This window comes from Planctomyces sp. SH-PL14, from assembly GCF_001610835.1.
GTDB lineage: Bacteria > Planctomycetota > Planctomycetia > Planctomycetales > Planctomycetaceae > Planctomyces_A.
Window position 1 is genome coordinate 230,779 of the sequence record NZ_CP011270.1, and the last position, 22,222, is coordinate 253,000.

The window sequence follows — 22,222 nt, forward strand, 5'->3', positions numbered from 1 at the left end:
GGCTGCCGGGACATGCACACCGACTGCAAATCTGTCACTCGCCGGTTCAACTCAGACCGCCCCCTCTCAAAAAGAGCCGCAACTCCGGAAACGGGTTGCGGCTCTCTTTGTTTTCCGGGCCGCTCTTTCTGCGGATGTTCCGACGCGACTCCGTCCGGTGCCCCTCTACCGCTGGCCAGCCTTTCGCGATCTCTTCCGTGACGGGACAATGGTCCGTGTCTCCTCAGTTCCGGCAGAGCTCCCCTGACCCTGGCCTCGAAAAGGGGACGGGGCGGGAGACGTTCCTTCTTCGCGATTCGGAAGTGGCCATGATCCGACCTCGCACGTTGACGGGCGACGAACCGCTGAAGTGGTCCCCCGGGACCGGGAACGAGGTGTGGGAGCTTTTCACGGCATGCATCGCGGGGGACCTGGCGACGGTCCGGCGGCTTGTGGAACGACGGCCTTCGCTCGTCCGTGCTCAGCACGTCTATCGCACGCCGCTGTATTTTGCCGTCCGCGAGAACCGCGTGGCGGTGGCGGCGTTCCTGCTGGAGCGGGGGGCGGATCCGCTCAGCCTGGCGATCAACGACTCGCTCGTTGAGATCTGCCGGGATCGCGGTTATGCGGAGATGGGTCGGCTGATCGAGACCAATCTGGCCGACGTCCAGGGAGCGTCGGCGGCGGGCGAGCTCGTGGCGGCGGCGATTCGTGAGCGGAATCTTGGGAAGGTTCGGGACCTCCTCGGCAAGTCTCTCGAGCTCCTTCACACCGGCGACCGGCGGTCGAACCAGCCGATTCACTGGGCGGTCATGACCCGGCAGATCGATGTGGTCGACGAGCTGCTGGCGCGCGGGGCGGACATCGAGGCCCGCCGTTTCGACGGTGCCCGCCCGATTCAACTCGTGAACGGCGACTACTACTTCCGGGGCTGGCGCGATGTGCCTCAGGACTGGCCGACCACGCCGATGCAGGTTCTCGCGCATCTGCGGTCGCGCGGGGCACAGTGTGACCTCTGCACGGCCTCGTACATCGGGGACATCGCCCGTGTTCGGGAACTGCTGGACCGGGATCCTTCGCTCGCCAATCGCTCGGCCGATTATGTGACGTACTATCTCGGCTCCGGGACGCCGCTCAAGAACGCCGCGGCGAAGGGGCATCTCGCGATCGTCGAGCTGCTGCTGGAACGGGGAGCGGATCCGAACCTTCCGGAAGAGGGGGTCGCTCCCCAGGGGCACGCACTCTATTCGGCGGCCGCGAACGGCTATTACGACGTCGCGAAGTTGCTGCTCGAGAGTGGGGCCTTTCCGAATCCGGAGGTCGAGAGCTCCGCGGACGCGCTGAGCCGCGCGATTTCCAAGGGGGACGAGCGGATGGTCGCGCTCCTCTGCCGCTTTGGGGCCGCACGGAACGTCGAACTTCTCGCCTACGACGGCGACCTGCGGACGGCGGCGGCGGTCTTTGCGGCGAATCCGGCGCTGGCGGACGATCCCGATGCGCTCGCTGGAGCGGCCTCGGGAGGGAAGGAGGACTTTGTCCGGCTGATGCTCCGCTACTGCCCCGATCTCCCGGCGCGGATCGCGTTCCCCGATTGGGGGGTTGGAGCGGAGACGAAGGAGCTCAACGAGTTGCTGTTCGCACACGGCATGAGCCCGAGCCATCCCGACTGGCTTCACGTCACGCCACTGCATCACTTCGCGCGGAAGGGAGATGTCGAGCGGGCGGCTCTCTACCTCGATCGCGGCGCGGACCTGCACGCCCGCGATGAGGAGATCTGCTCGACGCCGCTGGCGTGGGCGGCCAAGTATGGCCAGCGTCCGATGGTCGAGCTCCTGCTCGCGCGGGGAAGCCGGACGAACCTTCCCGACGATCCCCCGTGGGCCACGCCGCTGGCGTGCACTACCCTGCCATTCATCAATTCACGGTGCACACAAGACCCATGGAGACAATCAGATGTGCCATTACCACACGGATACAATCAGGAGATACAAATCGCAGATCGTTTTCGGGATACAAATTGGCAAGAACGGCAGTCTACGCCACACCGGTCGCTGGAGTGGCCGCGGGCATCCGCCTTTAGGACTGGCACATCAGGGCCGCTACTCGCAGATCGCGGTCTGGACACCACGGAGGATGACCGACACAAAGGCCAGTCCGACGCACAGCCAGCGGCATGATCGAGGTCGCGGTCAAAGACCCCGGAAGGCCGGGCTTCGGCCTCCAGAATCTAATCGACGTCTTCAGCGGTGTCACGATCGGCGAGATGGTTGCAGAGCCGCGGGCCGAGTGGAATTCCGAAGGTCCTAAGACTGGCCCCAAGCCCCGCCTGACAACCGACCGATCCAGCCCAGAATGATCTGAAGGGGCCAAATTGCTCACATACGAGGTGCCGTCCACCGCTTGCTTCGCCATGAGATGACGGCGGTCAGTCCGCCTTCATCGCTCTCGGGAAGCTCGCCAGGTCAAACGCCCCCCCCTTCTTCGCCGCCGAGATCTTCCCCGGCTTGGAAGCCCCTCCCCCCTTCTCCGATGTCCCGCCCCCGGACTTCTCTTTCGCAGTCCGCGAATCAAACGCGGACGAATCGAAAACGGACGACGCCGGATTCGTCGCCGACTTGGCGACGGATTTCGCTTCCGACTTCGCCTGCGGCACGCGGACACTCTCAAGCTGACCCCAACCAGAAGGACGGTTTCCCCCTCCCGATTTGACTGAACGAAAAGCCATTCGGGATCGCGTCGAAGGGTTCTCTCAGTGCCTTTCCGAGAATCTCGCCGTCCTACAAGCGGTGATGGCGAACTGCAGCTGGAGAACGGCGTATCCGCGACGGGCCGCCGTCTGACGGACTGCCTGGGCGTCGTTGCCCTTGTCTGCACACAAGTCGGATCTCGCCGAACTCCAACTCGACTCGACGTCCGTCAAAGTACATGTCGCGGGTGTCGGCGGGCGTCGTCAGGCCAAAGAAAAAAGAGGATGCCGACGAGCGACGCTGTCTCGGCCGGTCTCGCGGAGGTCTGAATACCAAGGTCCATGCGGCTGTCGACGCTCAAGGGCATATGGTCAGCATGAAGCTCAGCCCCGGCCAGGACGGTGACGGCCCGCACGGCCGGGAACTGCTTGCGGAGTTCTCCCGAGGGCCGATTGAGCACGTTCTCGCCGACACCGCCTACGACGGTGATGAAACGCGGGCCCAGGTGAAGCGGCTGAAAGCGAAGGCTTGTATCAAGCCGCACAAAAGGCGGACCAGGACGAAGCGTTACGACAAGGAGCGTTACAAGCACCGGAATCTTGTGGAGCGGTTCTTCGGCCGCAGCAAGCAATTCCGTCGTGTGGCGACCCGGTACGAAAAGATGGCCAGGAACTTTGTCGGCTTCGTCTGGCTCGCGGCCCTCATCATGGACGTCTTGTGATTGTCCACACGCCCTAGCGGACCTGAGACAGCCCTTCAGTCAGTTCGCCCCTGCATGGCGAAGCCCGGGGCGCTCGGATTGCATTCGACCGGTACGGATCGTTGGAGCAGCGCAGTCCTCCGCCGTCGGTTCCCGGCTAAGGGGCCGCAAGCATCGCTATTCGTTGGAGGGAGCAGTCGTGTGATTGCCAAGTAAGGTCAATACCCGGGAATTGACGGGGAAAGTGCACTGTAGGGCTAAATGCTCTGCGATTCCGCGTCACTACAGATGGTGCGATCGGATAGCCATCACGAACAGCTATCCGATGCTTATTTTCACGAAAGGACCACCACGGCATGTCCCACATCGTCCACATCCAGACGGAGGTCCGCGGTCCGATCGCGGTCTCCAACGCCTGCAACCGGCTCGCCCTCCCTCAGCCTGTCTCAGGGGAGCACCAGCTCTTCTCCAGCCGCGTCCGCGGCTTCGGAGTTCAACTCCCTCGCTGGCAGTATCCGGTCGTCTGCCAGACCGAGACAGGTCAGCTCCAGTACGACAACTATGAGGGCTGCTGGGGGGATCCCGCGGAACTCGACCGTTTCCTGCAGGGCCACGCCGTCGAGAAGTCGACGCGCTCACAGTGCCCTCCATGAACCGGTGTTCTCCGGAGCGGGCTTTCTCGGCAAAGCTCATCGCTGGGGCCGGAGCGATCGCAGTGTGGCTTTTCTTCCTATCGTCCCAATCACCTCACAACACGAGCAAAACCATGTCTCACATCGTTCACATTCAGACCGAGATCCGCGACTCCATCGCGCTCTCCGCGGCCTGCACGCGTCTCGAACTCAGCCCACCCGTAGCTCGCACAGTCCGGTTGTTCAACGCGGAGGCGACGGGCCTGGCTGTGGACTTACCCGGATGGAGGTATCCCGTCGTCTGCCAGCTGGAGACCGGCCAAGTTCATTACGACAACTTCGAGGGTCGCTGGGGAGACCAGCGACACCTCGACAGACTGGCGCAGTACTACGCCGTCGAGAAGACGCGGATCGAGGCGAGGCGGCAAGGTTACTCCGTCACGGAACGCCAGCTTGATGATGGCAGCATCAGGCTGCAGGTTCAGGTTTCTGCTTGACGGGGCTGATCTGGAGGACTTATCGGCTTTCGATTCGTGTGGGGCGGCGTGGCCTTCCGAGGTGTCACTAGTTCCTTTCGCATCGCCTCATCGACGCGGACGACCCAGCGGCCATCCAAGGCCCGTCGAGCGGGCAGCTCGCCACTTTCGATTCGGCTGTAGATCTTGCCGGTTCCGATCTGCAGCGTCCGCATGAGGTCGGAGATGAACCATTCGTCCTCCCCCAACGGCCCCGGATCCTGCTTCACGATCGCGCGCGAAGACTGGAATCCAAATCGGCGCATGATCGACCGAACGCGGTTCTCGCTGAAGAAGTTCCCTCGGGCGGTCCGGTACCCCTCTGCTCGCAACCTTTGGGCGACGTTCCCGGCAGATAATCCCTCCTCCAGCAACTCTCGAACTTTTCCAATCAGGGATTCAGCATTGCTGAGATGGCTGGAGGCCCGAAGAGGGCGTCGGAACCGAGTGTAGGTTTGATGTCCACCAGCCCAGTGGATCCGTGCCTCCACCCACTTCGTCTCACCTTCGATATCGACCACAACGTGATCAATGATCTCCCTGAGGATTTCCTTCCGGTCGGAGTCACTGGTCGTCTCCGCGCTCCACAGAGCGGGAACATCCCTGGCCAACTGCTCGATCCGGGTCTGGTCCTCGGAAGTGAGCCGCCGAGGCTGATCCCGCAGAAAGCGTTCGTGTGGTTCCAGGAGCTCGCGCTGGGCTCGAAGCTTCTCTTCCCAGCCAGCCTCCAGTGTGCGAGCGACCAACCGGTTTTCTGGCTCGACTGCTTGGAACTGCCGGGCGGCTCGATCGGCCTCATAGGCGGCTCGCTCCAACCGCTGGTTCCAGAGCGTCTCCGCCGCTGATCTCTGTTGCTCCCAGTCGTCAGCGACTTGGCAACTGACCGACAGCGCTTAGGGTTCCAAGGCCAACATCGCCAATCGCACGATCTCCTGATCGAGCGGTTCCAGCTTTCAGCATCTGGCAAGAAGGCTCCCCGTAGAGACTCTTCCGTGCGCCACACCGATAGATTGGATGGGAGCGGCGGCCGCCATACTGAGTCCGAAGGCGATAACCGCACCGGCCGCAGACGACGAGGCCGGCCAGCAGGGCACGCCCCTGCCGGACACTGCCTCGAGAACTGAAGAGCGACCTGTTCTGCTTCAGTCGCTCTTGGTTTGCTTCATCCTGGCACCAGGGGATGTAGGCCGGAAAGCGGTCTTTCAGGAGTACCGTCCACTCTTCCTTGGGCAGACGGTATGGACGCTTCTGCCGCCTCGCCTTTCGACTCTGGCTGCTCTGACCGAACACGTAGGCTCCGGCGTAGAGAGGGTGACTCAGAATGGTCTTGATGCCCGTCTGATTGGGACGTCGCCATTGGAGCTGCCCCTTGCCCGCGCCGTGGGATGGACGAACAGGCATGCGAGTTCCATCAGCCACAAAGTGGCGCAGGACGGCATGCATCGAGCCATATCGATCAAAGAGCTCGAACACTCGCCGAATGACTGACTGCGCCTGTTCGTCGGGATCCAAAGCGAGCGTGTCCCCATCACGGACATATTCCACCGGACCTTTGCTGAGGAGCTCGCCGCGGCGAGCCTTCTGCAAGGCTCCCTGCCACATCCGTTGCTGGAGGACGTGCAGCTCTGCCTCGGACATGATCCCCTTCAGTCCGAGCAAGAGGCGATCGTTGTAAGAGGACGGGTCATAGAGGCCATCCAGATCGCAGATGAGAGATCCGAACAGCGCACACACCTCCAGGAGCTGATACCAGTCCTTGCAACTTCGAGCGAGCCGCGACATCTCCACACCGAGGATCAATCCGACATGCCCCAAGGCGACTTCACTCAGAAGCCGCTGGAAGCCAAGTCGTCCCTCGCTCGACGCTCCCGAGATTCCCTGATCGTCATCGATGACCAGGATTCGTTCCCGCGGCCACCCCAACCGCTCTGCATGAGCGACAAGACCATATTGGAGTTGGGAGGATTCCTGGTGGTGTAGAACCTGATGGCCGGACGACTGTCGAACATAGACGACGGCCAGACGCTCCAAGTGATGAGAGTTGAGTTTCGACTCACGGATCGACTGCGGACCGCTTGTCAGCTGGTTCATCGTTTGGACCTCCGTGTCTTTGAAGCAGATTGTCTTGCACGAGCCGGCTGAGCTGTGCGATGAGCCGTTGCTGATTGCTCCCTGGTATCAATTGCCAGAGCGTGTGGGGACAGAGGGAGTGACTGCTCAGCGCCTCCGCTTTGTCCGACCTCCGTTCGCGGAGCCTGGACGCGGGGGCACCTCTGCGGCGTCCCGTTGAGGGCCGCCTTCTCGGACATCTCGACCGGACATGATTGGCCTCCGGCAACACGAGAATCTCGCTGCTCGACCCACCGAGACAGCGCCAATAACGCCAACCACCCAATTGCCGGAATTTCACCCAAGGAGTCGAGAGATGTTTTCTGATGTGCATTCTGAGTGCTTTGAGAAGGCCAAGCTCGAAGCCCGTCGCCAGGGACACAGTGTCACCGAGCAGGCCCTGGAAAGCGGCTCGATCCGTCCCACCGTCCAGGTCGGAGGCTGAAGGACCCTATGAAGACCATCGAAATTACGGTCACTCCGAATGGCCACACGCAGGTCGAGACGAAGGGGTTCGAAGGGAGCTCATGCCGTCAGGCGAGTGGTTTCCTCGAGCGAGCCCTGGGTCGCACCACTGACGAACGGCTCACTTCGGACTTCTACGCCACGCAATCTGAGTCACAACGTACTGAGACCAAGACCTGACGGCTCCCGCTGCAGGTCTCTCGCCACTCATCTTCAATCGTCCGTGGGCCCTCTCCCCGGACACGCTTCCCACATTCTCACCCTTAACGGAGACCACCCATGACGCTCACCGAGCGTTTGCGGGAGTCGGTCCGCGCCTGCTTCACCGGGCTGTGGATCGAATCCCATGAACATCACGATGCTCTGCTGGAGATCCAGCAGCTCTGCCGCCAGGAAGGCTGGCAGCTCGCCACCTGGGACATCGACCAGGGGCTTGTCGCTCCCGGAGCCGCAGCGGCTTCGGCGGCGGATCCGCTCTCGGCCATCCGGTGGCTGGGAGCCCTCGCCCAACCGGAGGGTACGACGCTGCTGGTGCTGCAGAACTTCCACCGCTTCCTGCAGTCCGCTGAGATTGTCCAGACGCTCTCCCGGCAGATCCTGGCCGGGAAGCAGAGTCGGACGTTCGTCGTCGTCCTGGCGCCGGTGGTTACCATCCCGGTTGAGCTCGAAAAGCTGTTCCTGGTCCTTGAGCACGAGCTCCCGGGACGGGTTCAGTTGGCCGAGATTGCTCGCGGGATTGGAACGGAGCAGGGAGACCTTCCGAGTGGCGCCGAGTTGGACACCCTCCTCGACGCCGCTTCGGGATTGACCCGATACGAGGCGGAGGGAGCCTTCAGCCTGTCCCTCGTCCGGCAGGGCCGGATTACCCCGGACGCGGTCTGGGAGCTGAAGACGCAGACGCTCCGCAAGAGCGGCCTGATGTCGCTCTACCGGGGCGAAGACTCCTTCGACAGCCTGGGAGGGCTCGCCGCCCTCAAGGCCTTCTGTCGGCGATCCCTGCTCCATCCCCGCGGACGGACGAAGCCCAAGGGGGTGCTCCTGCTGGGCGTGCCGGGGACCGGAAAGAGCGCCTTCGCCAAGGCCCTCGGCCGGGAGACGGGACGGCCCACGCTCTGTCTCGACATCGGGGCCCTGATGGGCTCGCTCGTCGGGCAGACCGAGCAGAACATCCGGCAGGCGCTTCGCATTGCCGATGCGATGGCGCCCTGTGTCTTGTTCATCGACGAGGTCGAGAAGGCGCTCAGCGGCGTGTCGGGATCCGGGGACTCGGGAGTTTCTTCCCGACTCTTCGGATCTCTCCTGACCTGGATGAACGACCACACTTCGGACGTCTATCTCGTCGCCACCTGCAACGACATCTCCCGACTTCCGCCGGAGTTCTCCCGGGCGGAACGGTTCGACGGGATCTTCTTCCTCAACTTGCCGGGGCAAAGTGAGCGGGAGGCGATCTGGCGGCTCTACATCGAGCAGTTCGGGCTCGATCCCGACCAGAAGCGTCCGGCGGATGAGCAATGGACAGGAGCAGAGATCCGAGCCTGCTGCCGTTTGGCGGCCCTGCTCGATCTGCCGCTCGTCCAGGCGGCTCAGAACGTCGTTCCGGTCGCCGTGACCGCCGCCGAGTCCGTCGATCGGCTCCGGAACTGGGCCAGCGGGCGTTGCCTCTCGGCAGATCAGCCGGGGATCTACTCCGCAGGATCCCTCTCGAAGCCGCCGCGGCGGAAGATCACCCCTTCTCCGAACTGACCCGTAACCCAGGAGTTCGCCTTGTTCACATCGCGTGATTTGGCTGTCCTCCGGGCGGCCCTGATGTTCTTCGATGAAGAGTTGAGCCCGCACGGCGGTGGTGCATATCGGCCGTACCTTCCGAAGGGACTTCGACCGGACTTACGGACTGAGGAGGTCGCAGGGCTCCGCAGCCGACTCAAAGCAGCCCGCGTGCGCTACCTGTGCTGTAACGCCGCCGGGACTCAGGTGGTCTCCACGCGGCTCCTGACCCGGCTGTCCTCGGCAGAAGCGATGGCAACGGCCGCGGGCAGACGGGTCGTGACGGTCCTGGTCCTGCCCGACTGACTCAGAGTCCGGTCATGAGCTCCGCCAGGCTGATCCCCAGCGTCTGGGCGATCGCTTCAATGTTTCTCAGGGCTACGTTCCGCTCGCCGCGCTCGATGCCGCCGACGTACGTCCGGTCGAGCTCGCAGGCGGCGGCAAAGGTTTCCTGGCTGAAGCCCTGCTCCTTTCGGAGCGCGCGGACCCGCTGTCCAAACCGCTCCAGGATGTCTGCTCGCCGTGCCATCACGGCATTCAATGTTGACTATGCGCATCGCTCCACGGACTATGAGTAGCATTCCGTGAGCGGCCATTCTGCGGGATCAAGGCGGTCCAATGGCCGCGGGCTCCTTCTCCATACGTGCTTTTCCTTCACCATCCTCCTCAATCGAGGTCTTTGCATGACGTTACCACTCAACTCCGGCGGCTCGCCGCCGCCTCCACTGCCCACGACCGGATGGCCGTGGGGCCAGATCGCCATTCTGCTGTTCGGCTTTGGCATGGCCCTCTCGTTTCTCAATGACGCCTCCCGCCATCTGACGGGTCGGGAAGTCGATGCGATTGTCGGATTCGCTGGACTGCTCGTTCTCACGGGAGGGGGCCTGGGAATCTTCGCCCTCTGGAAGGCCTGGCGGCTTCGCTCCACAGGACACCGGCTCACGCGATTGAAGAGACTGACGCAGGTCAATCGCGGTGTCTGGGGACTGGTCCTGGGGCTGACGGCACTCTCCGTCCTCGTCCCGGGGTTCCGCGCGGCGTCATCGGCCTCGCGACAGCGCCAGCCCGGCCCTCCGTCCGGAAGACTGCGAGTCATCTCCTCTCCCAACGGCGCCATCGCGATGAAGGTGCCGGAGGAATGGACGGACTATCCGCGTGAACTGCTCGCCTCTAACGCATTTGGCGCCATCGACCCAACGCAGCAAATGGGAGTCGCGGTCTTCGTCGAGGATCGCCGCAATCTGGATGCAAAGAGCGCCCAGGAGTATGCGACGCTCGTTTCGAGTCGGTTCTCCAGGGACTTCGACAAAGTGGAGCTACTCGAAGCGACGATGTCGTCTCGCCCTGGAGATCCTGAGTTGCAGGAGTATGTCGACGCCACCATTGACGGGGAACGACTGCGGTTCTTGCTGGCCTACGTCGTCCGACCCTCTCTCTTCATCCAACTGCGGGCTTGGGCTCCCCCGTCAGTCTTCGAACAGAACGAAGTCCAACTGGCGGAGATCCTGAGATCGGTCCATTACCCGGGCGACGACGCTGCGATCAGAGGTGCTGGCCCCGCAGCCGGACAGAGCCTCTGAGCCTGAACTGTCGTTGATTGCAGGCGGTTCGGTTTCGAGTTTCGTCCCCACATTCATCACCTTCTGTTCGTGGAGTCCCTATGGACGATCAGCAAACGAAGCAAGAACCTCGAGCGAAAAGCGACTTCTGGCGCCACGGTCTTGGATTCGCGGTCAGTCTGTGGTTTCTCCGCACCTACGTCTGGAACAAGCCGCCTCAACCGGCAGAGAAGCCCGCCGCCGCATCAGTCGCCGTTGTCGAACAGCGGTCCGATGGAAAGCAGTCCCTCCGGACACCCGAAGGCCATTTCGAGGTCGACGTTCCTGGTGCCTGGATCAAGCTCTCGTCAAACCAGCCGCGGTCCTATGGCGCGGTCATGTCTGATCGATTGGGCAAGTTCGGCGTCGGGATGGCGTCGGAGCTGAGGACGGGCCCTGGTCTCGGCAGTGCCGCTGCGTTCGGCGTTGCGCGCCTGGACAAGTTCTCCAAGTCGTTCGATCAAGTGACCGTCCTAGATTCGACGGCGTCGATGCGTCCGGGGCGTCCGCCGTTTCAGCAGACGGTCGAGACCGTCCATCAGGGCGTCCGAACCCTCTTCATCTTGTCCTACCAAGAGTCCGAGAAAGCCTTCGTTCAATTGAGCGTCTGGGGACCGCCGGACGAAGTGGAGGCTCTCCGAGAGACTCAGCGCCCCATCTGGGAGAGCCTCCGAGAGGTTCGCTAGTCGTCCGTTGGATCGATCGGGACGACTCGTCTCTGATCACTCATTTTCGCCGGATCGCTGTTGGGCGGTCGTGATTCCCTGAATCGCGGCTGCCCTTTTTGTTTGTGCCTCCAATTCCTCAACGGAGCTTTTATGCCCTCTGTCTCGACGGACGAGCCACAACCGGCCTCGTCTAACAGTTCTCGAGCCTCACAGCGGCTCCGCACGACGATGGCCGCCACCCGCGTCAGCTTCACCTGGATGGGAGTCCGCAAGACCCTCAGCCAGGAACAGAAGGCGCAGGCGGCCGATCAGTTCGACGCGGAAGCGAAGTATGTCTCCGCCAGCAAGAAGCTCCTCGACACTCGGCATCCGCAGTTTCGGGCGGTGACGGGCGTTCGAGGCAAGATTGTTCAGTTTTGGAAGTCCCAGACTCTGCCGTATCCCGAAGCCGGTGTCCGGCTCATCCCGCAGAAGGCGATCGGGCGGTTCGACGAGATCCTCAGCGAGTACCGACGCGAACTGAACGATGCCGTCGTGGGACTCGACGACGTCTACTCGGAGCTACGAAGTGCGGCCCGAGACCGCCTTGGTCGCCTGTTCAATGCCTCGGACTATCCCGTCTCGATGCGGGACGAGTTTGCGGTCAGCTGGGACTTTCCGGCGGTCGAGCCGCCGAACTACCTCCAGCAACTCAACCCGGCCTTGTACGAGCAGGAGAGTCTGCGCGTGCAGGCCCGCTTCGATGAGGCGGTCCAACTGGCCGAACAGGCCTTCCTCGACGAGTTGTCCAGGCTCGTCGAGCACCTCACCGAGCGGCTCTCCGGATCCGACGACGGCAAGCCGAAGGTCTTCCGGGACTCGGCCATTGAGAACCTGAGCGAGTTCTTCGATCGCTTCCGCCGGCTGAACATCCACTCGAGCGACGAGCTCGACGCCGTTGTCGAACGGGCTCGGAACCTGGTGAGTCAGGTTCAGCCGCAGCAGCTCCGCGACGATGCGCCTCTTCGCAGCCGCATCGCGTCGCAGCTCTCGAACGTCCAGGCCTCGCTCGATGGCCTGATGGTCGATCGGCCTCGCCGCTCGATCATCAGGCCTACGCGTCCGGAGTCGACGTGATGGAGGTGCTCATTCATCACGACGGCAACGTAACCACACTCTACAACGAGACTCTCGATCTCAGACCGCTCGGCCGCCAGTCCATCGAACGGGCTAGCCACGTCGAGCCGGATCACGAGGGCCGCTGGACAGCGCAGCTGATTGGAGGGCCCCAGTTGGGGCCCTTTGATCGCCGTTCCGACGCCATCGCGGCCGAGATCGCCTGGCTGGAAGCGAATCTCGTTTCCGGCGGGTGAGCCAGCCCGAAGTTGGACCCGCACGCTCTCGAACCATCACACGCCGCCCGCGTTGGGCGGCGTTTTCTTTTTGACCCACTACGGAGCCCACATGTCCCTACGTCAGACCTTTGAAGACTGCGCCGTGCAGTCGATCGCCGAAATCCTGGAGGAGATCCTGCCCGGCGAGCAGCAGGACCTCGACCGGGAGATCTCGCGCGCCACGGGCGACAGCCCGCAGACGATCGGCCAGCACGGTTTTGTGCGGTTGAGGCCGTTCCCCGTCGAACGGGATCCCGAGGACCTGATCGTCGATTGGGACGCGCTCGATCTGGAACGGAATGTTCCCATCGCACCCTAATCGCGGGGCCACCGGCGGCTGATTGCCGCCCAGTGCCACGCATGACATTGCTGCAATCGCTCGTCATGCCGCTCGAAGTCGGGCGGCTCCTCGCACCACTGAGAAGGAGATTCGTTTGAGTGCTCGTCAGAAACTGAACAATGCCCACGTCCACGGAGCGCTGATCGTTGCGGCCCTGATCGGTGCCGTGACCGGTTCATGGGCCGTCTTTCTCCTCTCCGCCCTCGTCGGCTTGGCGATGGCGATCCATTCGGGGGGGATCCGGTTGCGCTCTCGACGGAACCGCGACCGCTGACTCCCGAGAACGCTGCTTTCCGATCGCTACACGATTGACCTTCGCCTTACACAACAGAGGCCTCCATCCGTGGATGGGGGCCTCTGGTCATTCTCTTAGCCATCGAGTGTTTCCAAAACTCGGACGACCGCATAAACGTAGGGGCGAAATCGATGCGAGCTGTGCCAGATCAATCCTCTTGATCAAGACTCAGATCAGCGTCTCGCCTGCCGAAGGTAAACTTACTCAGGCGAAAAGCTCAGTTGTCGTTCTTCGCAGGCCACTCATCAACGATCTGCTTTCGAGTGATGAACGTCGTCCGCTTCACGAACGCGCCATCCTGAAAGGCGAATGAGACCCGAGGCCGCCCCACAACGTCCTTCCCGGTGGGAGGGTCATCGACCTCAAAAGTGAAGCAGAGCAGTTCTCGGCCGTTCACATCTGACTCAATAGTCGGGACTAAGGTCCCCAAAAGCGGTCGTCGGATCCCAGCCATCGCAGCAGTCGGAACTCGAATCTCGCCGCGTGACCCGCTGATCATCAATTGCTTTAGGGTCAGTGCGTCATCGGGGCCTTCGGCTTCAATGGAGAAGTTCACGGTCCCGAACTCTCCTCGGGACTGAACGACTCCACCGATTCCCCGAGAGACCCCGCTGATCCGACTGTTGATACTGAAGGTCTCGCCCTCCGTTTCGGCCCGACCAGTCCAGAAACTGCTGTCCTTTGGCACACTCTCCGGTTCGATCTCGAAGATAGCTCGCATCTGAACTTTGGTTACCTGTCCGTAGGTTCCCAGTTTCGGAAAGCCCCTCCAATTGTCCGTGTTCAGAAAGTCGACTTCGATGACGACACTCTCGCCCGGCCTCAGCAACCAAGAGCCGACACGTCCCCGCCTGCTGGTCAGTATCGATACTCGACGGGCGATCGTCATATTCTCCAACTCATCGATGATCTCGAACCTCAATGCCTCGCGCCCAGGCTCACTCCCTCGATCGGGCAAGTAGAACGGCTCGCGACCACGATTCGTTAGGATGACGTGAAACCGGCTGCTCTTGTCGGTCGCGTAAATTGCCCGTGCGGTGGAGTCCTCGACTCGATCAGGCACGGCAATTGAGATGGCGAGTACGGCGTCCGTACCGCCGGGCCTCTCTTGCGACGTCCCTTGAGCGGTCCCAATCGCGATCAGCGCGACGCCGCAGACGAGTCGCGACACCCTGAGGCGATGCTGGAACATAGATCTTCCTCGACGGAGTGTTGAAGCAGTTGAATCAAATCGCTGCCGCCCTAACGGCAAGACGCAGTCGACGCTCGAGAGCTGACACTGGCGGCGGAAAGAAGAGCGGGACTTCAAGCGGTGCCGGGCATGCGTAAAGGGTTAGCTCGCTGGCAGAACGCCAGACTTCTCGCTTCTGGCCACGTCGGACGACTGCGCGACCATTCCGATCACTTCTCTCGAAAACTTCGCCTCGTAGCCCACATTAGTCAAGCCGTCGTCGGAGCAACTGCGATTCCGGACGCATTCGCTGTCGCCTCTCGCACAGAAAACGACTCCGGTCGACCTGGCACAATACAAAGACTCGCATTCTTCTACACGTGGGCGGGATCGCATTCTAACCCGTTAGCGCTGGGTCCGCTGCGGCGATGATCTCGAATACCTGAACCGGCGTCTCCGCGATCAGAAGCCGCCCGCGAATGACTTCGCTCCGGGCAATCGTGGTCATACCCTCCACAAAGAAACTCTGTGCATGAGGGCGTTCTGCCGGCGTGACGACGAAGAAGAAGAGGTGTGTCGGTGTCTCAACCTCCGGCCGCAACCGAATCCCCTCCGTCGAACGACCAATGACGATGATTGGCCGCTTTGCCCCCGGACAGCGGAGATGCGGAATTGCCACACCGTTCGCCGCATCGACGACATCGCTGGCGAGATGCGTTCCGGCGAGGTCGCAGAGCTGGCTGAATGAAGGGACGCTCTCCGGAGGAATCGAAGAGGCTAGTTCCCGAACCGCTTCTTCAAGTGTCTCCGCCTTCATCTCCAGGAGGACGTTCCCGGCCGCAAGGGCATCCTTGAGGTACACCTTGGGGAGCCGCGGAAACTCGTCTTCGATGCGGCCGACGATTTCCTCGAGAATGTCTTCCAATGCAATCAGGCCAACCGGAACGTCGTTCTCGACAACGACGGCCATATTGGCTCCATCCTTCTGAAGCCGTTGCATGACTGCTTCGAGGTTCTCTGTCGGCGCCACTCGGCGAAGGGGACGAATGAGTTCAACCCAACTCATATCTGAGCCGGCTTGCGCTGTGAGATCGCGTACAAGCAGATATCCGGTCGGGACGGGATTCAGCGGATCAACCACGGGCCAGCGGGAATAGGAATGCTCTCGGACGGTCTCCAGGAGCTCTTCAAGACTGTCCGACAGGAAAACGGTCTTGACGTTGGGCCATCGAATCATCGCGTCTCGCACAGTCTGCCGGCCGAGTTCGAAAATGTTCTCCAGCATCAGCAGGCGATTGAGGGTAAATCCCTTCGAGGTCTCGACCGTCGAGAGCAGCAGTCGGATCTCCTGGGCCGAGTGAGACGCCTCCTTCGAATCGCCGTCGAGCCCGATGAGCTTCAGAACCAGATTGGAGGCACCGTTCAGCACGAGCATCGGAACGTAGAAGAGGCGATAGGCCCATCGCATCGGCTGCGAGATCCACAAAGTACTCGCCTCGGGACGCCGGATGGCGAGACTTTTGGGCGCCAGTTCACCCAAGAGGATGTGCAGGAAGGTGATGATGAGAAATGCAAGTACGGCGGAGATCGAGTGACTGACGCCCGGCGAGAATTGGGTGGGGTGGCCGATCAACCGTTCGATCAGATCGGAGAAAGCGGGCTCGCCGACCCAACCGAGTCCCAGACTGGCGACGGTGATTCCCAGCTGCGTCGCGGCCAGGTAGCTGTCGAGTTGATCGACCAACTCGCGAGCAACGACGGCGCGGCGGTTACCCGAGCGGGAGAGCTCCTCGATTCGGCTTGCGCGAACTTTGACAAGGGCGAACTCCGCCAGCACAAAGAAACCGTTGGCGATGATGCACAGTACGGCCGCCAGCAGGTAGGCGATAGTCTGAAAACCCATGCTGCAACCTGGAGACGAAGCTGAAAACCTGAGCAATCAATGCAAACGGCTTGCCAGACGTCAATTGAAAAGATCCTTCTTTGCCGGAGAAGGCGGTGGCGCGGCCGCGGGTTTCGGCGGTCCTCCGACGTCCTGCCTGTCCTTCGCGCGAAGCGGACGGTCCTGCCTAAGAGCCAATCCGAGAACCGTGTCTTGAATTGGCCCGCTCTGTGCATTTCGAGAAGTGTCTGCTCTCGAAAGGTGCATGGAGGTGTGCCTGTGGCAGTCAGAGACACGTCAATGTTTCACCAGATCTCCGATTCGCTCTGGGAACGGATCGAGCCCGCGCTCCCGGCTTACAAACCGAATTGTCGAGGGGGATGTCCACGTCTGCCTTTACGCCGTGTCGTGACAGGCATCCTGTACGTGCTGCGGACGGGTTGCCAATGGAAGGCGATGCCCCAGGAGTTCGGCTCCGGCAGCGCCATTCACGCCGACTTCCAGGAGTGGGTCAAACGCGGCCTGTTCCACAAACTGTGGCGGACCGCGCTTGAGGAATACGATGACCTGAAAGGGATCGACTGGGAGTGGCAGAGTCTGGATGGGGCCATGACCAAAGCGCCGCTCGGGGGGGAAAAAGACGGGGAAGAACCCCACCGATCGGGGGAAACTCGGTGTCAAACGCTCGGTGCTGACTGATGGCCGGGGTGTGCCGGTGGGAGTGGCCGTGGCCGGCGCCAACGTGCACGATCAGAAGTTGGTGGTCGAGACGTTCCAAAGCCTTCCCGTCCGCCGTCCCCCGGGACGTCGTCGTCAGCATCTGTGCGCGGACAAGGGCTACAACGCGCAGACAATCCGCCAGACGGCGGCCCGTCGCGGATACGTCGTCCATATCCCTCGGAAGGGGACCGAGCCCCCGCGTCCTGTGCGGCGACGGGGTCGGGCACGACGGTGGGTGGTGGAACGGCTGCACTCGTGGACGAACCGCGCCCGACGCCTGCTGACTCGCTGGGAAAAGACCGCCGTCAACTACCTCGCATTTCTCCACCTGCAGTTCGCCATCACCGCTTGGAGGACGGCCGGGGTTCTCGGATAGGCTCTAAGGTCGTTACTCGTCTTTTGCGATTCGTACGCCATTCAGTTTCTTGGGGGCACTGTTAGGCCCGGTGTCGGCGACCCGAACAAGGAACGTTACGGCAGCGACAACCGCGATCCCGGACAGGAACAAGAAGCCGTAGTCATATCCTCCGGCATCGACGATCAGGCCGGTCAGATAGTTGCTCGCCGCCGCTCCAAGGCCGATGGCAGTCGCCACCATCCCCTGCGCGAAGTTGAACCGGCCGGTCCCTCGTGTCAGGTCCGCCATCATGAGCACCGAGACGACGCCGAAAATGCCGGCCCCGACCCCGTCCAAGATTTGATTCGCGATGAGCAGCGGTGTGGCGTCGGTCAGCGTGTAGATCAAGCCCCGGATGGGAAGGATTGCGAATCCCAGAAGGAATACCCGTCGGCGGGAGAGAGTCGCCTTCACACTCCCCAGCAGTGCGACAGGAACCATCGTCACCTGAGCGACGATGATGCACACCGCCATCAGCGTCGCCGCGCTCTCCGGCGACTTGTGACCAACCTTCTGGCCTACCAGGGGGAGCATGGCCGCGTTGGCGAAATGAAAGAGAACCACTGCGACGGTGAACCAGAGGATTCGGGAGTCGGTCAAAAGTCGTCGAAGCGGGACGATCGCGCAGTGGCCGTCGGGACTGTCGGCCCCGCGGGCGAGTTGATGGTCGATGTCCCTCTCTCGAATCTGAAGCACGCTGATCGAACTGGCGATCGCCATGACCGCGACGCCGTAGAAGATCCCCATCGATCCGCAGCACCAGTTGGCCGCGGCGGCCATGACAGCCGACGCCACATTCCCCGCGTGAAAGCAAGCTTCGTTTCGTCCGAGTCGTGATGCGAGGCGCTCGCGACCGACCAGCCCCAGGCTGATCGCCGCCAGTGCGGGAGGGATCACCGCCACTGTTACGCCAGTGAGCACCTGAAGGCCGTAGACGGCACTCCGGGAGTTTGCGGAATAGAGCAAAACGGATGCAAAGGCGACAACGAGCGCCGCGGCGGCAACGGCCAGTCGCTTTCGCCTCGTGCTGTCGATCCAGAAGCCGACCAATGTCTGGGTCGCGACTGTTCCGACGAGGAGCATCGCCAGCGCAAGCCCCGCCTCCGATGAAGACCATCCCCGGCGGCTTGTCAGATCGATGACGAGAAACGGACCCAGTCCATCCGCAACGTCCGCGAGAAAGAACGCCGTCACGTCGAGAGCCCGATCGCTCCAGCGTCTCCCACCAATCGCCGTCACTGGAACGGTTGGGGGACAGTCCGACAAGATTACCGACATGATCCAACTCCCGGTCAACGGTGAGAGAAGGGAGAGGACGGCCTACGACCTGAAGACGAAGAACACGGCGCCGCACAGGCAAAGTCCTGCCCACGCGAAGTTCCAGTTGACCGGCCGATTCATGTAGTACACCGAGAATGGGACGAACACGGACAACGTAACCACCTCCTGCAGGATCTTGAGCTGCCCGAGGCTCAGTCGGTGGGCATCGCCATAGCGGTTCGCGGGAACCTGCACGAGATACTCGAAGAAGGCGATCAGCCAGCTCACAAGAACCGCGACATACCACGGGCGATCGGCCAGATTCTTCAGGTGGCCATACCAGGCAAAGGTCATGAATACGTTGGAAATCGCCAACAATGTGACGACGGTTGGAATCACCAGTGGAGACATGGCGTGGTTCGCAAGGCAGGCCGCGGGATCGGAATACGCCAGGGTTGGCAGCGAACCTTAAACGGTGATGAAAGCGACCGTCGTGACGAACACCCGTCGAGCGATCAAGTCATTGCGGAGGTTGGAAGGAGGACCGTCATCGTGGTCCCGTTCCCTGGCGTCGACTGGAGGGCGACTGTTCCTCCATGGGCCTCGACAATCTCCCTCACGATGCTGAGGCCCAGACCGGTCCCAGTTTCCCCATGCTGCGTTCGGGCCGAATCGCCGCGAGTGAAGCGGTCGAACACAGTCGCCTGACTCGTGAGAGGGATACCCGGGCCGCGATCCTCAACAGTCAGGGCAACCTTGACGGAGCTGTCCTCACATTGCCGCGGCTCGACGGAGACCAGGACCTCTCCTCCGAGATGGTTGTAGCGGATGGCGTTGGTCAGCAGATTCGTCACCACCTGTCCGAGCTGTCCCGCATCTCCGAGCGAGCGACTGGGGGCAAGGTTTGTGTTGACCTGGACCTTTCGCTCTTGTGCCAGTGGCCTCAGGAGGTCGACGACGTCACGCGTGATCTGAGCCAGGTCGATCGGGTCGCGTCGTGCCAGCAACTGGCCACTGTCGGCTCGACTCAACAGCAGCAGGTCGCCGACTAATCTCTTCATGCGTCTCGCCGCATCCCGGCACGTTCCGAGGGCCCCCTGGTAGTCTTCGGACGCCCGTTCCCGAGACAGTGCGTGTTCCGCCTGCGCGAGGATCACCGCGACCGGAGTCCGGAGTTCATGGGAGGCGTCGGCCGTGAAGCGAGACTGCCGATCAAAGGCCTGCTCCAGCCTCAGAAGCATGGCGTTAAAGACCGTCGCAAGCTGACCGACTTCGACGATTGTGGACTCAGCGGGAAGACGTTCCTTGAGGTTTCGATCGGAGACCCGCTGCGCCGATACAGCCATGCGACGTAATGGAGTCGAGATCCGGTCGGCGAGCCAGACGGCAGCGATTGCTCCGATCACCAGTGCGACCATCGCGCCGGTTGCCAGCCGCACGGCCAGCCGCCCTAGATCGTCAGACTCCTTTGCCAAGGGGCGCCCGATCCGGAGTTGTCCGCCATCAGGCGTTGCGACAACGATGTCGAGCCGAGGGCCGCTGACCTGCGTCTCGAAGGGATGGGGCCCTTCCCGCTTTGGTCGCCGATCGAGTGGACCGATTCCAGCGGGAACGTTTCCCTTGTCAACGACCTTCACTCCTGCCGAGTTCCACAGAGCGAAGAATGCCTGATCCCGCGGAGCCGGTCCGAATCGATGGAAGTACGTTTCCGGAATTCGGAGAGATGTCGGTGCGGTCCCTTCATTCAGCTCGCGAACCAGGATCTCGGCCGCTGCCAGAAGGTCGGCCTCTGCCTGATGGTGCACTGCCCTGGACATCATCCAGTAGATCGTCCCGGCGAACGCGGCGACAACGGCGGCCAGAAGGCCCACATGCGATGCGGTCAGCACACTGCGGAGCGTCCATGGGCGGTGCGACGGCCGATCCGCAGCCGGGTTCGGGGACGCTGCGGAGGATGGGGGCGTTTCGGCTTCCGGTTTATTCGGGGATGACATAACCCTGGCCCCGTCGCGTCTCAATGATGTCTGGTCCGAGCTTCTTGCGGAGATAAGAGACGTAGACATCGAGAAGATTCGACGCCGCCTCGTCATTCTCGTCAAAGAGATGGTCATACAGCTCGGAGCGGCTGACCACTTTTCCACGGTGAAGCGCGAGATACTGGAACAGTCCGTACTCCCTCGCCGTCAGCGGAATTCCCTCACCACTTCGGCTGACCGTCTGCGAACGCATGTCGAGAAGCAGGTCGCCAATCGTGACTGTCGATTTCGTTCGGCCCGCGGCGCGTCGGATCAGGGCTCGCAATCGAGCCAGCAGTTCCACACGCTCGAATGGCTTGGACAGAAAGTCGTCCCCGCCGAGATCGAGACCGAGGACCCGATCCGAGAGGGAGTCACGTGCCGAAAGAATCAACACGGGCGTGTGGTGCGTCTCCCGAAGTTGTTCGAGGAGCTTCCACCCGTCGACTTTGGGAAGCATGATGTCGAGAACGATGGCGTCATAAGGCCAGGACTGGGCCTTCGCGAGTCCATCGGCACCATCTGGCGCGACGTCAACCGCGTAGCCGTCGTCCTCCAGCATTCCGATCAGCAGCCGCCGGAGTTCCGGTTGATCCTCGATGACCAGAAGACGCATCGGACTCTGCTCTAGGGGGGCGTAAGTCAAGAGAACAGAGGCGCGACCGAGTGGCCGCGCCTCCTGACAGCGTACCCTAGGAAGCCCCATTCTCCAGCAGCTTCCGCAGGTCGCGAAGCTCCCGAAGAATCTCGTCTTGAGTTCGCTGCAGGTCGTCGAACTCACGGGGCCGCGAGCTTTCCTGCTGCGGCTCCCTCCGCGGCCCACCTGGGCCTCCCGGCATCGGCGGATGCCGTTCGATGGTCGTTCCCGTGGCAACGACTTCGATTCGATCCGCATGCAGATGCACGTCCCCCTTCGGCGTGATGTGCTTCCGTCCATCGATTCGCACGAGCTCGCCCGGCTTGACGATCGCCTCCAGCTCTGCGCCAAGATGCGGAGGAAACTTCACTTCCGTGTCGTCCTTCAGCCGGAACCCGTCGACATCACCGTGCGGATTGGTCAGCAGTTCAGCGACGGCTCCCTGCGCCTTCATTGGCACGTCCTGTCCAGGCTTTCCCTTCGGGCCCGGCTTTCCCTTAGGACCCCGAGGCGGGTGGTCGACCTCGACCACTCGCCCTTCCCGCTCGATCCTGCGAGCTTCAAGAACCGTCTCGCCCCGCGGCCGCGTGACGCGCTCGGCCTGAATGGCGACCTCGTCACCCACTTTCGCGAGCCTGGTGACCTCCCTGCCGATGTGTGGAGGGAAGCGGATATCGACGCCTCCGTCCAGTGCCACGCCGTCGATGTCCTCATGGTCATTTTTCAAAAACTGTCGAACGGTCCCTCGAATCACTTTGTGCTCCTCAGAATGATCTTCTTGAACGGGGGGCTCGGCTTGCGTTATTCGGGACGCGAGCCCAAAGGGCAAAACAACGCTGCCCAAAGCTACCGCTGATGCCGCGCCCCAGAATTTGAGTCGACTCAGGTGCATGGTGACTTCTCTCTCAGACCGGAACGGTTGGGATCGACTGATCCGTGAGTCCCCGCCCAGTGACGGAGAGAATCTAAGAGCCATGGATTAAACGGAGGTGAGAAGCTGCGACGTTCAACGTGG

General features: G+C 62.1%; 26 protein-coding genes. 15 read left to right on the forward strand and 11 right to left on the reverse strand.

Annotation, left to right across the window (positions count from 1 at the left end):
• Window positions 1-308 precede the first annotated feature (308 nt).
• A complete protein-coding gene (locus tag VT03_RS00840) occupies window positions 309-2,156 on the forward strand; it encodes an ankyrin repeat domain-containing protein (RefSeq protein WP_075091224.1) in 1,848 nt (615 codons plus the stop codon).
• A gap of 248 nt (window positions 2,157-2,404) precedes the next feature.
• On the opposite strand, the gene VT03_RS00850 is transcribed toward VT03_RS00840, so the two are convergent.
• A complete protein-coding gene (locus tag VT03_RS00850) occupies window positions 2,405-2,632 on the reverse strand; it encodes a hypothetical protein (RefSeq protein WP_075091226.1) in 228 nt (75 codons plus the stop codon).
• 272 nt (window positions 2,633-2,904) lie between these two features.
• On the opposite strand from VT03_RS00850, the gene VT03_RS00855 reads away from it, so the two are divergent.
• From VT03_RS00855 to VT03_RS00865, 3 genes are all read left to right on the forward strand, one after another.
• Entirely contained in the window at window positions 2,905-3,387 is a 483-nt protein-coding gene (locus VT03_RS00855; protein ID WP_075091227.1) for an IS5 family transposase, read from the forward strand.
• 335 nt (window positions 3,388-3,722) lie between these two features.
• Window positions 3,723-4,019, forward strand: coding sequence for a DUF1257 domain-containing protein (locus tag VT03_RS00860; protein ID WP_075091228.1), 297 nt, complete (start codon window positions 3,723-3,725; stop codon window positions 4,017-4,019).
• 113 nt (window positions 4,020-4,132) lie between these two features.
• Window positions 4,133-4,495 carry a DUF1257 domain-containing protein gene (locus VT03_RS00865; RefSeq protein WP_075096868.1) on the forward strand — a complete coding sequence of 121 codons (363 nt, stop codon included), beginning with the start codon at window positions 4,133-4,135 and terminating at the stop codon, window positions 4,493-4,495.
• Here VT03_RS00865 and VT03_RS34025 read toward each other — a convergent pair.
• Both VT03_RS34025 and VT03_RS34030 read right to left on the reverse strand, forming a co-directional pair.
• Window positions 4,480-5,328 (reverse strand): hypothetical protein, encoded by an 849-nt coding sequence (locus tag VT03_RS34025; RefSeq protein WP_075091229.1) that lies wholly within the window; start codon window positions 5,326-5,328, stop codon window positions 4,480-4,482. The genes VT03_RS00865 and VT03_RS34025 overlap by 16 nt on opposite strands.
• A gap of 49 nt (window positions 5,329-5,377) precedes the next feature.
• On the reverse strand, window positions 5,378-6,604 hold the full coding sequence (locus VT03_RS34030) for a recombinase family protein (protein WP_075091230.1): 1,227 nt from the start codon (window positions 6,602-6,604) through the stop codon (window positions 5,378-5,380).
• Between the two features lie 334 nt (window positions 6,605-6,938).
• Here VT03_RS34030 and VT03_RS34930 point away from each other — a divergent pair, with 334 nt between their 5' ends.
• The 4 genes from VT03_RS34930 to VT03_RS00890 all read left to right on the forward strand — a co-directional run bounded on the left by VT03_RS34930 (window position 6,939) and on the right by VT03_RS00890 (window position 9,157).
• A complete protein-coding gene (locus VT03_RS34930; RefSeq protein WP_255378508.1) occupies window positions 6,939-7,067 on the forward strand; it encodes a hypothetical protein in 129 nt (42 codons plus the stop codon).
• A gap of 8 nt (window positions 7,068-7,075) precedes the next feature.
• Window positions 7,076-7,267, forward strand: coding sequence for a DUF2997 domain-containing protein (locus VT03_RS00880; protein ID WP_075091231.1), 192 nt, complete (start codon window positions 7,076-7,078; stop codon window positions 7,265-7,267).
• Window positions 7,268-7,366: 99 nt separating this feature from the next.
• Window positions 7,367-8,830, forward strand: a complete 1,464-nt coding sequence (locus VT03_RS00885; RefSeq protein WP_075091232.1) for an AAA family ATPase — start codon at window positions 7,367-7,369, stop codon at window positions 8,828-8,830.
• 21 nt (window positions 8,831-8,851) lie between these two features.
• Entirely contained in the window at window positions 8,852-9,157 is a 306-nt protein-coding gene (locus VT03_RS00890) for a hypothetical protein (RefSeq protein WP_075091233.1), read from the forward strand.
• Window position 9,158: 1 nt separating this feature from the next.
• On the opposite strand, the gene VT03_RS00895 is transcribed toward VT03_RS00890, so the two are convergent.
• Complete coding sequence (locus tag VT03_RS00895) at window positions 9,159-9,380, reverse strand: helix-turn-helix domain-containing protein (protein WP_075091234.1); 222 nt, start codon at window positions 9,378-9,380, stop codon at window positions 9,159-9,161.
• A gap of 154 nt (window positions 9,381-9,534) precedes the next feature.
• Here VT03_RS00895 and VT03_RS00900 point away from each other — a divergent pair, with 154 nt between their 5' ends.
• The 5 genes from VT03_RS00900 to VT03_RS00925 all read left to right on the forward strand — a co-directional run bounded on the left by VT03_RS00900 (window position 9,535) and on the right by VT03_RS00925 (window position 13,104).
• Window positions 9,535-10,431: a hypothetical protein gene (locus VT03_RS00900; RefSeq protein ID WP_075091235.1), complete on the forward strand. Its 897-nt coding sequence runs from the start codon at window positions 9,535-9,537 to the stop codon at window positions 10,429-10,431.
• 836 nt (window positions 10,432-11,267) lie between these two features.
• Complete coding sequence (locus tag VT03_RS00910) at window positions 11,268-12,233, forward strand: hypothetical protein (protein ID WP_075091237.1); 966 nt, start codon at window positions 11,268-11,270, stop codon at window positions 12,231-12,233.
• On the forward strand, window positions 12,233-12,469 hold the full coding sequence (locus VT03_RS00915) for a hypothetical protein (RefSeq protein WP_075091238.1): 237 nt from the start codon (window positions 12,233-12,235) through the stop codon (window positions 12,467-12,469). The genes VT03_RS00910 and VT03_RS00915 overlap by 1 nt, the downstream gene beginning before the upstream one ends.
• A 91-nt stretch (window positions 12,470-12,560) precedes the next feature.
• On the forward strand, window positions 12,561-12,809 hold the full coding sequence (locus VT03_RS00920) for a hypothetical protein (RefSeq protein ID WP_075091239.1): 249 nt from the start codon (window positions 12,561-12,563) through the stop codon (window positions 12,807-12,809).
• A gap of 115 nt (window positions 12,810-12,924) precedes the next feature.
• Complete coding sequence (locus VT03_RS00925) at window positions 12,925-13,104, forward strand: hypothetical protein (protein WP_075091240.1); 180 nt, start codon at window positions 12,925-12,927, stop codon at window positions 13,102-13,104.
• Between the two features lie 238 nt (window positions 13,105-13,342).
• Here the strand turns inward: VT03_RS00925 and VT03_RS00930 are convergent, their stop codons facing one another.
• A complete protein-coding gene (locus VT03_RS00930; RefSeq protein ID WP_075091241.1) occupies window positions 13,343-14,317 on the reverse strand; it encodes a hypothetical protein in 975 nt (324 codons plus the stop codon).
• A gap of 376 nt (window positions 14,318-14,693) precedes the next feature.
• Window positions 14,694-16,235 (reverse strand): CNNM domain-containing protein, encoded by a 1,542-nt coding sequence (locus VT03_RS00935; protein ID WP_156514199.1) that lies wholly within the window; start codon window positions 16,233-16,235, stop codon window positions 14,694-14,696.
• A 243-nt stretch (window positions 16,236-16,478) separates the two neighbouring features.
• Between VT03_RS00935 and VT03_RS00940 the strand changes: the two genes are divergently transcribed.
• Window positions 16,479-17,274 (forward strand): IS5 family transposase gene (locus VT03_RS00940; protein WP_410000381.1). Its coding sequence is split into 2 segments (ribosomal slippage): window positions 16,479-16,814 and window positions 16,816-17,274, totalling 795 coding nucleotides; the frame shifts between segments, so codons are not numbered across the junction.
• A gap of 12 nt (window positions 17,275-17,286) precedes the next feature.
• Here VT03_RS00940 and VT03_RS00945 read toward each other — a convergent pair.
• From VT03_RS00945 to VT03_RS00965, 5 genes are all read right to left on the reverse strand, one after another.
• Window positions 17,287-18,573: an MFS transporter gene (locus VT03_RS00945; RefSeq protein ID WP_075091243.1), complete on the reverse strand. Its 1,287-nt coding sequence runs from the start codon at window positions 18,571-18,573 to the stop codon at window positions 17,287-17,289.
• Window positions 18,574-18,615: 42 nt separating this feature from the next.
• Window positions 18,616-18,966: a DMT family protein gene (locus tag VT03_RS00950; protein WP_075091244.1), complete on the reverse strand. Its 351-nt coding sequence runs from the start codon at window positions 18,964-18,966 to the stop codon at window positions 18,616-18,618.
• A 104-nt stretch (window positions 18,967-19,070) separates the two neighbouring features.
• Window positions 19,071-20,444 carry a sensor histidine kinase gene (locus tag VT03_RS00955; RefSeq protein ID WP_075091245.1) on the reverse strand — a complete coding sequence of 458 codons (1,374 nt, stop codon included), beginning with the start codon at window positions 20,442-20,444 and terminating at the stop codon, window positions 19,071-19,073.
• An 88-nt stretch (window positions 20,445-20,532) separates the two neighbouring features.
• On the reverse strand, window positions 20,533-21,186 hold the full coding sequence (locus tag VT03_RS00960) for a response regulator transcription factor (protein WP_075091246.1): 654 nt from the start codon (window positions 21,184-21,186) through the stop codon (window positions 20,533-20,535).
• Between the two features lie 76 nt (window positions 21,187-21,262).
• A complete protein-coding gene (locus VT03_RS00965; protein WP_075091247.1) occupies window positions 21,263-21,661 on the reverse strand; it encodes an OB-fold nucleic acid binding domain-containing protein in 399 nt (132 codons plus the stop codon).
• A gap of 60 nt (window positions 21,662-21,721) precedes the next feature.
• Here VT03_RS00965 and VT03_RS00970 point away from each other — a divergent pair, with 60 nt between their 5' ends.
• Complete coding sequence (locus tag VT03_RS00970) at window positions 21,722-22,063, forward strand: hypothetical protein (RefSeq protein ID WP_075091248.1); 342 nt, start codon at window positions 21,722-21,724, stop codon at window positions 22,061-22,063.
• The last annotated feature ends 159 nt before the right edge of the window (window positions 22,064-22,222 follow it).